Annotated in this window: 11 protein-coding genes; 4 read left to right on the forward strand and 7 right to left on the reverse strand. The window is 55.5% G+C overall.

The window, feature by feature from the left end; genetic code table 11:
* Positions 1–10: 10 nt before the first annotated feature.
* Genes queD through FHT77_RS28080 form a run of 6 tightly spaced genes read right to left on the reverse strand, consistent with a single transcriptional unit; the run spans position 11 to position 5425 of the window.
* On the reverse strand, positions 11–367 hold the full coding sequence (queD, locus tag FHT77_RS28055; protein ID WP_183758512.1) for a 6-carboxytetrahydropterin synthase QueD: 357 nt from the start codon (positions 365–367) through the stop codon (positions 11–13).
* Positions 364–996 (reverse strand): 7-carboxy-7-deazaguanine synthase, encoded by a 633-nt coding sequence (gene queE / locus FHT77_RS28060; RefSeq protein ID WP_183758514.1) that lies wholly within the window; start codon positions 994–996, stop codon positions 364–366. Before queE ends, queD begins: the two co-directional genes overlap by 4 nt.
* On the reverse strand, positions 996–2111 hold the full coding sequence (gene dbpB, locus FHT77_RS28065; RefSeq protein WP_183758516.1) for a DGQHR domain-containing protein DpdB: 1116 nt from the start codon (positions 2109–2111) through the stop codon (positions 996–998). Before dbpB (FHT77_RS28065) ends, queE begins: the two co-directional genes overlap by 1 nt.
* On the reverse strand, positions 2029–3396 hold the full coding sequence (gene dpdA, locus FHT77_RS28070) for a tRNA-guanine transglycosylase DpdA (RefSeq protein ID WP_183758518.1): 1368 nt from the start codon (positions 3394–3396) through the stop codon (positions 2029–2031). Before dpdA ends, dbpB (FHT77_RS28065) begins: the two co-directional genes overlap by 83 nt.
* On the reverse strand, positions 3393–4514 hold the full coding sequence (gene dbpB, locus FHT77_RS28075) for a DGQHR domain-containing protein DpdB (RefSeq protein WP_183758572.1): 1122 nt from the start codon (positions 4512–4514) through the stop codon (positions 3393–3395). Before dbpB (FHT77_RS28075) ends, dpdA begins: the two co-directional genes overlap by 4 nt.
* Positions 4511–5425, reverse strand: coding sequence for a DUF6884 domain-containing protein (locus FHT77_RS28080; RefSeq protein ID WP_183758519.1), 915 nt, complete (start codon positions 5423–5425; stop codon positions 4511–4513). The genes dbpB (FHT77_RS28075) and FHT77_RS28080 overlap by 4 nt, the downstream gene beginning before the upstream one ends.
* 405 nt (positions 5426–5830) lie before the next feature.
* Between FHT77_RS28080 and FHT77_RS28085 the strand changes: the two genes are divergently transcribed.
* The 4 genes from FHT77_RS28085 to FHT77_RS28100 all read left to right on the forward strand — a co-directional run bounded on the left by FHT77_RS28085 (position 5831) and on the right by FHT77_RS28100 (position 11293).
* On the forward strand, positions 5831–7303 hold the full coding sequence (locus FHT77_RS28085; RefSeq protein ID WP_183758521.1) for a hypothetical protein: 1473 nt from the start codon (positions 5831–5833) through the stop codon (positions 7301–7303).
* A 7-nt stretch (positions 7304–7310) separates the two neighbouring features.
* The gene (locus tag FHT77_RS28090; RefSeq protein WP_183758523.1) at positions 7311–8168 is read left to right on the forward strand and encodes an HNH endonuclease; all 858 of its coding nucleotides are present in this window, start codon (positions 7311–7313) and stop codon (positions 8166–8168) included.
* A 398-nt stretch (positions 8169–8566) separates the two neighbouring features.
* Positions 8567–10894, forward strand: coding sequence for an NB-ARC domain-containing protein (locus FHT77_RS28095; RefSeq protein ID WP_183758525.1), 2328 nt, complete (start codon positions 8567–8569; stop codon positions 10892–10894).
* Positions 10895–10915: 21 nt separating this feature from the next.
* Positions 10916–11293 carry a hypothetical protein gene (locus FHT77_RS28100; RefSeq protein WP_183758526.1) on the forward strand — a complete coding sequence of 126 codons (378 nt, stop codon included), beginning with the start codon at positions 10916–10918 and terminating at the stop codon, positions 11291–11293.
* Between the two features lie 173 nt (positions 11294–11466).
* Here FHT77_RS28100 and FHT77_RS28105 read toward each other — a convergent pair whose 3' ends face one another.
* Complete coding sequence (locus FHT77_RS28105) at positions 11467–11808, reverse strand: hypothetical protein (protein ID WP_183758528.1); 342 nt, start codon at positions 11806–11808, stop codon at positions 11467–11469.
* Positions 11809–12316 lie beyond the last annotated feature (508 nt).

Genomic DNA, 12316 nt, shown 5'->3' on the forward strand with positions numbered 1-12316 from the left:
GTTTCACCTCTCAATTGCCATCGTATTCAGCCCAGCACATGGGCGTCTCGAACACCTTCACGGAACTCAACTCCGGAACGAGCGGGCAAACTCTCGTCCAGATCCACGTTGCGATGTTCTCAGCCGTCGGATTGTCCAGTCCTTCGATCTCGTTGAGTGTGTGGTGATCAAGCTGTGCAAGAAGGGGGCTAAAGGCTTTCTCGAGGTCGAAGAAGTCAATGACGAACCCGGTCTGAGGGTTGACCTTGCCGTCCAACTGGAGTTCGACCCGGTAGGAATGGCCATGCATCCGATGGCACTTGTGGGTGGCCGGGACGTTCGGCAGGCGATGGGCCGCCTCGAAGGTGAAAGCTTGGGTGATTTTCATGGGATTCCGATCATCTTGTGCGTTTGTAGCGAAAGGCGCCACTTGGGATGTTCCAGACAATACTCGGTCACGGCGACCGTGTTTTCAGCCCGACGCGGCCCGTCCATTGGCTGCAGAAAATAGTGCTCGAAGCGGAGGTCCGGCAGTGCCTCCGGGAGGAGGTTCGGCTGCGGAAAGACGAGCTTTATTTCGCTCCCGGCTCGAAGTTTCAAGGGCGCGCCTGCTTTCGGGCTGACGCAAATCCAGTCAATGCCGGCTGGCGGCTCGAGCGTGCCATTTGTCTCGATCGCGATCTCGAATCCATACGTGTGAACCGCGTCGATTAACTCTGCATCAATCTGGAGCAGCGGTTCGCCGCCCGTAAAGACAACGTATCGCCTGCTTTCCTTGTTTCCCCAGGTGCGGGCAATCGCTGCAGCAAGCTCCGCTGCATCACGAAACTTGCCGCCACCCTCGCCATCCGTGCCGATGAAATCCGTGTCGCAGAACTGGCAGACCGCCTTGGGGCGATCCTCTTCACGGCCCGACCAGAGATTGCAGCCGGCAAAACGGCAAAATACCGCTGCCCTGCCGGCCTGGGCACCTTCACCCTGGAGCGTTTTGAAGAGTTCCTTGACCGCGTAGCTCATCAGGTCCCCGTGTCCTTTTGGCGTGGCTCCTCGGCGCTCACCTGACCCTCGTTGCGCCGGCGGCGGACGTCAGCACGAACGATCGCAACCAGATACTGTGCAAGCGTCACGATATCGCGGTTGACATTCTGCACCGACTTCCAATGCCGCTTGTCGTTTTCCGCGAAATTCCATTCGCCGGACGTCCAGGCGGTGTTGTCGACCAGACAAGCAAGGCCTTTGGCGAAATCATCGAAGGTTCTGGCGCCGTCAAGGAGCACCAGAATTTCCATGACATAGCCGAGGGACATGATGCCCGCGCCGTGAACAAGGCGCGACGTCTTTGGCGTGTGATTCTTCCACGCGTCCTTGAATACATACTGAACCGCTTGGTAAAAATCGCTAATCAGCTTGAAGCAGAGGTCGGCGCCGTCGGGTTCGCGGATCAATTCACGCATGACGCCGTCGCTCAGCGAATTGATGATGACGCGCTGGATCGCCGTATCTCGAATGAGGCCGCTCGGGTTCGTGTGCTGGTAGACTTGACCCTTGAGCGACGATTGTTCGTCATAGTTCAGGCGTGCGGCGATATCGGCGGCGACCGAGCGATCACCAAGCCGGCGCGGCAGGCCGGTTACGGTCGGCAGCAGTTCGTAGATCAGCGATTTCGGCAGCGGCCGCGTATTGTTGATCAATACGAATTGCCGGCGCAGTTCTTCGTCGTCGCGGCAGATGATCGCCGAGACGAACACCTGGAAGTCCTTCTCATGGACCTGGCCAAGCGCCGTCAACCGCTGCTGGCCGTCCACGACCATGCCCGGCGCTCCCGACGCGATGTCGATCTCGACCATGCATCGCCCGTCGACACCCTCGTCGCTGATATCGACATTCGTTGTAAACGCCACAACGATTGGGTTCGGCAAGATCGCCTCCGGCTTCTCGAGATAATCTCGGATCTCCCGAATATGACCAGCAATCTGCGGACGCTGAAACCCACTCAGTCCGCCCTCGGCATCGCGCGCGACCCGTTCGATAACCGCAAATTTCTGCAGGTCAGACGCTAGCGCTGCAAATGATAGAACCGTGTGTGCTTCGCTCTGTCTGGCTCTGATCGCTGGAAACTTGAGTATCGTCATTTCGCCCGCTATTGATTGGGAGTTGGTCAACAAGGGCGTTGTAGACGCCCAGATTATGAATGCCGCGCCGCTTGTTACGATTGCTTGCCCGGAAGATCACCACTTCAATCGAAAGTGCAGAGCAGATTGGGCACGAGCAGCGTTTCCAGGGCTTGTCGCTCAGCGTCCGCTTGTATCTTTCTCTGAGATCCTTGACGGCTTTCGCTCCGGGCAAATCGCCAATCGTCTCGCCCATGACGGCCGGCGTCGCGTATTCGAGAACCGTGTCGAGGGTGTCTTCGAGATCAGTTTCGCCGCGATCATAGGATCTGAGCGCGCTTAGGGCGTCCTTTTCCATCGAGACGAGCTGCTCCTGGTTAAGAGAGCCGCGTTTGGCAAGTCGCATCAGCTTGGGGTTCTCGAGCGCTTGAGGCACTCGGATCGCCGTGTAATAGTCGAGTTTGCCGGCTTTGTTCGGCAAGTAATAATTAGCTTTGGCGTCCTTAAAGGCACGGATCAACGGCGAGGTCGTATCAAAACTCGTAATATTGAACGAGCCAAACGTATCGATCTCGTCAGCCTTAGCAAATCCAAGAATATGTATGCGGGTGTTCTCCGGGATGATGTCACGGATTGCGGCGAGGCAGGCTTTGATCTGCGAAGCTTTCAAGGGCACGGTACCACCAAGTGCAAGGTAGTCGTAACCCATCGCGACCAGTCGGCGGGCTCCCTCTGCCATGCTTCCCGGCGACCAGCCTTGAATAACGCCCATGGGCGTGAAGCGGTTCGACATGTGCTGCGTCGACGTCCGAAAAGCTGACGCATTCTCAAGCGTGATCTCGAAACGCCGGCGGGCTTCTTCCGTCCCGCCCTCAAAACCTTTCAGGCTTTCATCGAAATCGAAAATAATATGGTCGACGGAGCAGCCGTGAGTGAAGCGCGCATCATCGTAAAACTCCGCAGTGTCGTCTGGTGTGTAGGGCGGCTTATCTTCCTTATGATAGGTGAAAGCCCCGCAATCGCCGAATATCGGCAGATGCTCGAATTGCGGCTTATCCAGACGAAGGAACTCGCGCGCTCCGACCCGGCGGAAGCGCATTGCCTGGGCCTCTGTATATTTTCCGCCGACGGCTGCGCCCCCGACGATGCCGCGGGAAACTAGCATTCCTTTGTACGGAGCATAGCCCATGATCTCATGCGGATATGCGTCGTCCCAATAGGGCGTGCGGCCTTCAGAATACCGATCTCTGAGAAAGTCGTAACCGGGATCGACATGATCGAGGCTGTCGGCGAAAATGAACTTCATCGTGTCGGCCTGGATAGTTTGCGGTCCAGTTGCATCAGGTGATCTGCGAGTAACCGATTGTGCTGCGGCGTTCCCTGAATTTCATTCCACGGTAGGCCGAGGCCCTCCCATGTTCCCTCTGTCCAGGCGCAGAAAGGGGCGATCCGCTGCAGCGCTTCTCTGACTTCGGTTTCCGGTGTCGCGGAGCTATCGGCGCGCAGCATAATCTGATCCATCAAAGCACCCATCGCCTTAATGCCAGCAGAATGCATAAGCCGGCTTTCGTTGGGTTGCCTACCCCAGGCCTCTTGAAACACGTCGCGGACGGCAGACCAATAGAGAACGAGAGCATCGAACATGGCATCGGGGTTATAGCCTTCAGCCAAAAGGTACTGACTTAATGCGCCATAGGGCCCCTTGAGGTTCTTCTTAATCGCGTCGATCAAAGCTGTATCGTTGACGACACTCTGTTCGTTGCCAGTATCGGAGGCGCGACGGATCAGACGGTGAAAGGGCGATTTCTGTTGCCGATTCAGAAGGTTGCACAACTCACTCGGGAGACGGTTGGCGGCCAGATCCTTCGGCAGCAACGAGCTCACCTCCGGGAGGAGTTCGTTGATCAGCCTGACGTCGAGGGCTTTGACCTTGTTGACCAAGATAAACTGCTCGCGATGGACCTGTACGTCCTGAGAGACGAAGCCGACGACTGGAACCGGGAAGCGGCTATCCTTGGCTTTCGCGAGTGCCAACGAACGCTGCTGGCCATCGACTATCCAAGCGGCACGCTCACCGGCCTTCCTAATCGGGATGTTTAGGGTTCCCGATTGGCCGACTTCGGTCAGCCCTTTTGGCTTCGGCCCTCGAGATACGTCAAACATGACGTCAGAAGATAGGGCCAGCGTGATGGCGTTGGGGAAAAGAACCGGGCCGCTGTCGAGGAACTCCGCGATCGCATTCACATGGCTGCGGATTTCCTTGCGCTGAAAACCCTTCAGGTCCTTCTCGTCACGATGAATCCGGCTGATATCGGCAATCCGCGTGAGGTCCGAACCGTGGAGAAAGAAGGCGTAAACATCGACGCCGTCCCCTTGCTGGGTTTTGACCGCACGTATTATGAGATTGTTCTCGTCAATACTCATAGGGCTTGTTCTTTCCGGATCTCGGCCGCCAGCTTTGCGAAGCGCTTTTGCTCGCAAGCGACGTTCAATTCGTCCCGCAATATCCGTAGGAGCTTGGTGGAACGGCCGCCGGCACGCGACCAATGATCAAGAATGATCGATTTGAGCGCCGCGTCTGACATTCGAGTGCCAGACTTCGTGGTCGGACGTGTCCATGTTGACATCGAGGCCTCAGCCAGGGTGCGGTGAATGTCGATTGATGCGACCGGAGCCTTGACCAGTATTTCTTCCGCGAAATGGCGAGCTGCACGAGAAGCAAAATCTGATCTTGTCCCCGGCAAGGAGCTGTCGGGGCCATCCAAGCGATCGTCATAGGGGAGCCGGAAGTCTTCAAGGCGCGGATCCAGTTCCGGCACACCACGACCTCCGACAATTCTCAGCTTGCTGCGGAGTCCATCCGATAGCAGCGCCAGCGTCGGTGCGATCATGCGCAAATAAGGGGAGGGGAGTCCGATAACGACCACCGGGTCAGCCTGCTTGATAACGTGAAGGAGCGCTTCGGCGCCGCCTAGCGCCGCCCACCAGTCGGCTTCAGAGTATTCGCCATTGAGCTTGTGCATGACGCAGTCGGCGGTCCCCTTCGAGACCGTTAGGTTATAGGAAGGCACGTTGACATCGCCCGGAACAAGGCCGAGACCAGCCGAAACGATATAAAGATCAGCCTGGATATTTTGGGCCCCTTTGACTGCCTCAGAGAACGATCGGCCGCAATAAAGATGCTTTGCTGGGCAGGTAACCTTCACTTGATTTAGGCGATCGGTCCAAGCCTCGACCACGTCCGAAAGCGTACCGCCAGGCAGGTCTCTCGCACAGAGCAACGGGCTGTGGGAAACCCGCTTTCTCTGAGTGCAAGCGGTGAGAATGACGGTCATAATAGTTGTCTCTGTGGTTGTTATCCGGTTACTGGAGCAACCAAATTGTGCGCTCCAAATAACTGCGCCGCAGCATTCTGGTCAATACAAAAACTGCAGAGGTTTGGGCAGCTCCCCAAATTACTGCATATGCTGCCGCAGGAGCAGCCGGTTTTCCGGGGGTATCTATAACCAGTCATTTCTGACGTGGACCAGATGTGACCAGCCGTCATTGCGGCCTCTACATGATTCCTCTTCAAGAGCCGGATTGTCGCCTTATCGTGCTCAAACACCTAGAAATAGCGCGGCCGTGGCGGATGCAACTTTAGGACAAATCTCAACAATCGGAACAAGACAACAACTCAAAATAGGTATTTTTTTACGGGTTTGGTGGAAAGTCCCAACGGAAATGAGGACAACGACAAAATGAACACCATCCCCTACGAGTACATTGGGCAACGTTTCAAACCCCGCGAAGGGACGGATCAGCAACTTTTGCTCTTTGTTGCTCCTGCAGAGGATATCCGGTCTTGGGCAGGGGTGCCCAGAAAAGCCTTCGATTACCAGCACGGGTTTCAGCGAACATTGAACCCGGGGCGCGTCGGGGACGTGATGAAATATTTCAAAGACAGCGAGCGCAACATATCGCCCACGTCCGTTGTCGTCGGTCTGACAGGTGCGGTCGAGATCACGCCACTTAAAGACGTCGCGGGAAATTTCTCAGAAATCGTAAAGATCACAATCAACGCTCCCGACTACGCTGCGATGCCCATCGAGGAACTGATCGACGCCGCTGTCGTGGCAGTGCGCACTCGACTAAACGAGACCGCTGTCACGCAGATTGAAGAAAATCTCAACCGGGCGTTTGCCGATGCGGTGACGACGGAGGACGTTGATCAGTCATTTGGTATAGTGTCCGACAAAATCATAGAGGACGGCGGTGGCATTGCGGCAGAGGGAGACGGCCGCTCGTATTTGGCGGACTTTTACGCGCAACTTCGAGGCTATCAAGAGCGTCTGGATGACCTACCTGCTGAAAACACGCTCCGCGAGACGCTATACTCTATTCTGAAACCTGCAGTGCTCGTCGACGGTCAACACAGAGTTTTTGGTGGCGCATCATCCGATGAAAGCATGCTTTTTTCCGTCTGCGCCATCCCTGGTTCGACATGGGCGGAGAGCGTCTTTCAGTTCGTTATCATCAACCAAAAAGCAAAGCCAATAAAGCCGGCATTCTTGAGTTCGATTATCGCCACCTCGTTAAGCACCAAAGAGATCGATGAAGTCTACACACGTCTGCGCAGTTCCAGCATCGACGTCGAGCGCTCCGAAGTCATGGAGCGCTTAAACACTGAGCCCTCGTCTCCATTCAAAGGAATGATCGACTTTGAGGTTGAAGGTGCGCCGGGCTATCTACAGTTCCCGGGTATGGCAAAACTCGCTCGCGACTTCCAAAACATTCCTAATACACACTCAGTTCTACTGCGGTCTGGCTCGTGGGATGATGTTGCCGGAGATTGGATCGATCACTTCTTCGCATTTTGGAGAGGAATACGGGAATATTTCGAGGGACAAGATAACCGTCTGTGGAGCGAGCCTTCTTCTGACCGTCCCAACAATTTGCTGAAGATCGTCTCGCTGCAGGTTATGCAGCAGGTTGTATTAGACGGATGGGCGGATAGCCGCATTTTTCGCTTAGATGATGTTGATGGTACGTGTGTGGCAACGCATTCATTCTGGATGGACTTCCCGAGCACCTTTTTTACCGATGAGTGGCGGCAGAAGGGCCTTCAGACATCGGTGGGGCGAGGGATCTTGAGCGACGCTATAAGGGAAACCAGGCGTAATATCGGTCGCAAAAATTGGGGCCACCGCCGTCTGAAACTATTTAGCGATTGAGCCTTCGATGCCTGAATGGATAGATCTTGCCTTAATGCCCGACGAACTGTCACTGTCGACAGCACTCGAGAACTTGACCCACAAAGACCGAGACGAGATGATTCGGGCGATTTCGGATAGGTTGAAGATTTCAGAGGTGGAAATGAAAAATTCCATGCTCAGGCTGTTGGTCGAGCGTGTTCGGCCTTTTGCGTTACCGACGTCACTTTGGAGCCGCGCGATCACTGACTCTGACAATCCCCGAACGCACGTCAGGCGTCATTTCGCGGCACAAAGGATCGCCGAAACGAACGGACGTGTAGAGAACGCCGTTGCTCTCTACAATCAGTTTGCGACTGAAAGGATCGACCGATACCCGCAGTTGACGAACGAGAGGCTTAAGGAAGCAAATCATTGTTGTCAGCACTGTGGGCTTCGATTTTATAACGAAGAGCTGGTTGGACGCAACTGGGAGTCGCCGTGGGGTAATCGACGTAAGGAGAAGTATGACCTTTTGAAGCCTCATTGGGAGACGGCTAAGGGTTCAAAGCTGCGGCAACCGACGATTGATCATGATTGGCCGATCAGTCTATTTGGCGATAATGGCGAAAAAAATCTGAAGATCCTTTGTAAAGGTTGCAATGAAGGCAAAGCAAAGTTGATCGCGTTTGAGCAGACCAGGCCGTATACAGGGCTGCCTACCCGAGCCGACTTGCAAAACCCCGGTGCGGTTTCAGTGGACGTTTTTTACGCTCAACTGCGTCGTTCGCCCAGGTGCAAAAAGACTGGAAAATCGAGCGTAGAGACTGAACTTACAGTGCGTTTGATCAATGACACAATGGCGCCGCTGCTTGACAACTTAGAGACAGTTGCGAGTCCTGACTGAAATTCTGGGTTCGCGTTCTCAAGTCCAGAGAAATGGCCAACTCACGCGAAGATGTTCTTGCCGTTCTTGGAGATCTAAAGCGAACGTCAAATGCCGGGTATTTCGATTGTACACCGCTTCGCGGCACGTCCATCGCATCGACACGTCGGTCGCACTGCTCAGCAAAACAAAGTTTGCTGGCGCTTGAGTTTGGCGGCGCCAGTGGATTCCATAGATGCACTGCCGCCTGCGAAATGTGGGCAAACCAGCATGATCCTTCCTATCACCTTTGCTAAACATCGCCGCCGGTATACCTTGCAGAGGTGAGAGACAGGTACGATCTAAGCGGCGACTTCAGGCACGCAAATATATCGATAGCCACACGTGCATCAGGGTCGCAAGAGGATGAAGCCTCCGCCTTGGAGGATGCTCTCGCGCTTCTTAATGCGGCAGCGAGCGTCGATGTACCGACTCCAGCACCGCTGCCCTCCGGCTCTGTCCTACCATGGAGCCCTAACCCCACGTTCAAGGGGCGTGACGACGACCTCAAGGAACTGGCGGAGTTTCTTCTTCGACCGCCGTCTACAAAAATTGTCCCAACCGTGGCGGTAACTGGCCTCGGTGGGGTGGGAAAAACGCAACTCGCCGCGGAGTTTGCTCATCGATACGCTCAGTACTTCAAAGGGGGTGTTTTCTGGATCAGTTGCGGGGAGCCTGAGGCAATTCCCTCCCAGTTGGCGGCGTGCGGATGGGGCCTCAATCTGCATCCGACGTATGCGGACTTGGACCTTCCCGACCAGCTAATACTATTACGCTATGCCTGGCAGCGGATGATACCGCGCCTCCTGATTTTAGACGCGTGCGAGGACGAACGTACGCTCTCTGAGTGGCGCCCGACGACCGGCGGGGCGAGGGTGCTTCTGACCAGCCGTCGGCACGACTGGGACCCCGCACTCGGCGTGACGCCAATTGGCATCCGTCCTTTGCAGAGGGAGGATAGCATAAGTCTGCTTCGAAACACGCGAAGCGATCTGACTGCCGACGATCCGGCGTTGAATGCGATATCGGAAGAACTGGGAGATCTGCCGCTGGCGCTCCATCTTGCTAGCCTTTTCTTGGCCAAGTTCCGGCATTCTGCACTTGGAGACCCGGACAAATACTTGCACGCTCTCCGCGGAGCACCAGTCCTGCGGCACCGGTCCATGACGGCCGGTGGTTGGTCGCCGACGGGCCATGAACAGCATATCGCCCGTACTTTCGCGTTGAGCTACGACCAACTCCGCTCAGAGGGCGAATTGGGTGAAATGGCGCGAGCGCTTTTGCGCTTTGCAAGCCATTTCGCTCCCGGAGTGCCAATTCCTCGTTACACTCTGTCGCCCTCAGAGGCTCCTGGCTCAGATCCTGCCATCCTTGAATTGCAAGAAGAAGCCGTTCTGCGGCTCGCTGAGGTAGGTATTATCCATCAGTTGCCTGACGGGTCTCTCGTCCTTCATCAACTGGTCGCAGCATTTAGCCAACTGGAACCGCCTCCGGCAGGAAGCGCCGCCGAGGATGTTGAGAACTATCTGATCTATGCTGCGCGTAGCGTAAACACAATTGCGGACTCACGCTTGCTGATCGATTTGGAGCCACACATTATTCACGCAGCTACTTCTGCGGCCAAACGGGGGGACATCAACGCGGTTAAGTTATACAGGGAGCTTGGTGAAACGCAGTACGCCAGGGGAACTTACACTGAGGCAAGAGCCACGTTCGAACGTGCGCTGGCTTTGTCTGCGACCATAGCTGGATCATCTGACGAGTCTCGAGCAATCGTTCTGAACATCGCAGTCGTGGATCGGATCACCGGGAACGTTGAGGCTGCAATTGAACGGCAACGGGAATCCCTCGCACTTTTAGAAGCAAGTTCCTTTGGGAGCGAGTTCTTGATTGGCAAAATATCATACAATCTTGGTCGCGCATTGCTGTCGCGTGCTCCAGATGAAGCTGCTGCACTTTTTGACAAGGCTGCGCGAATTGCCGAAGAGGAGAGCGTTCCCGGCGAAGAGCTCGAGGACCTCGACACTTCCGAGCGAAAGATATTGCTAATAAACGCATTGACTGGCTTGGCGGAAGCGCGACTCATCTCTCACCAGCCCAATGCGCAGAGCGAGGCAGAGAAGGCCATTTCCATTGCAGAAGAGGTTTTTGGCCCGGACGCCTTTGTCCTATGGCGACCGCTCTATGTTCTGGGCGAAATCTTCCGTCTGAAGAAGGACTTCAAACCGGCTGTCCGGTGTCTATTCAGATCCAAGCAACTCATTGTAGAGCGGCAAGGTGACGATTCACCGCTTCTGGGGGAGGTTCTGATTTCGCTGGGACAGGCGCAGTACAGCAGCGGATATGTCGCAGGGGCAAAAGAGACCCTCGAGCGCGCGGTTGACACCACTGACCGTAGCACAGGCTTGGAATATTCTGGTTTGAGGCCGGCAATAGAGGCACTTTCGAGAATCTACCTCGAGGAAAAAGACTTCGGTAGCTGTCGGCGGTTGCTGGAACAGGAGGTAGCTACAATAGCTACTACCAGCGGGGACCGGGAAAATCTCGCGATCGTGTTGTGCACATTGGGGATAGCATGTGCCGCTCTGGGAGATCGTGAGGCAGCGCTCCGCAACTGGAAGCGATCGAGGCGCTTGGTGAAGCAAATGAAGGGGCCAGGCTGGCAGGATATCTTACGCCAGCTTCAGAGGTGGATAAACGGGCGCTGAAGGCGCACAAAGGGAGGTAGCATGCGCGATCAGTTCAATCTGTCAGGAGATTTTCGCGGCGCAAATGTCGCTATTCAAAGCAAGCTTGAGCATGCAAGGCTCGCAACCAACACGCTCGTTGCGGCGCCGACCGATATTCAAGAGTTGAAAATGCTACTAGATACGCTGCGCTTAGAGATTGAGGGACTTAACTCCACGAAGTCCGAAGCAGCAATCGCGGTAGCCAAATCCACCGAACTACTTTTGAGCAACGCAGCCTCACCTGCTCCCAACAAAACATTGCTACGTACTCTTGGGGAAGGTCTACGGTCCACGGCCAAAACCATAGGTGAAGCCGGCCCCGGTGTCGTGACGACCGTCGACAAGATCGTGGACCTTGTCTCGAAGATTTCGGGATGAAGCAATAGGGGCTAGAGCACCGCTGGTATGGCTACCGCTCATAGACTTGGGGAATGACGCGAGTTTCACGCCAGCGCTTTCGGCGTGATCGAACGGCCGCGTCGTGACAGCAATGCTACCGTCGGTTTGGATCGACAGTGGTTCGGTGCCAGGGAAAGACTCACTCGCAAGTTCTAGCTGTAGTCCCCACCCGCGCGATCCAGGACAAAACTCATTGTCTCACTCATCTTGCCAAGGGTTCCGTCTTTGCGGAATCGCCTACCAGAGCCGACAAACGTGACGCGCTTCTCGCTTGAGTAGAGCGAAATCGACTCCGCTGGAATGCGCACGAACGCGCCATTCTGTTGTGAGGCAACGATGTCGCCAAGCTTAACGCCGAGAACGGCTTGCGCCAACTGACATCGCTCGGTCTCGAGTTGCTGTTCCCAGCGCTCCAGATCAGTTTCGATAGGGGCAAATGCTTCGCGGGCGGCCTGAAAGGGTCGGTCGGCCCCAAACCAGATCCGATCAGCCATGGCCAACATGTCGTTTGGAACCGACCTATCCATGGCATAAGCCGCATTTGGTGATCATCTCGTAGATCCGTTCGGCTTCATCGAGCGCCTGCAGACGCGACTGATATGGTTTGACCCTCGCTTCGGCAATGGCCGGAGGCAGAAGATCGATCGGCAGAACGTCACGCAATTTGAACTTGTTCGTTCAGTGCCGCTCCGGTGGGTCCTCCCCACGCCACGACCGCCGGTACCATTCTATCCAGGCAGCCTCCGGTGATATGCATAGATAGCTATTTAAAATGAAGTCCGATTCCGGCTGATAGAGATGGTTGCCCGACCATGCATGGTCCGCGGCCGAGAGTGGCTGCACCAAGTAGCTGAGATTTTGATTCCGGGCGATCCCAGCAAGCGCTGCTATTCTGGTTTGAAGCTCTGTCGTCCACCAAACGAAAAAAATTGGACCTGCTGCCGAGAAGGAGTGCCGTTTGCCTTCCGTTTCGAAAGCCAGCAACTGCGGTCGGGCAGGTGG

This window comes from Rhizobium sp. BK181 (assembly GCF_014193305.1).
Taxonomy (GTDB): domain Bacteria; phylum Pseudomonadota; class Alphaproteobacteria; order Rhizobiales; family Rhizobiaceae; genus Rhizobium.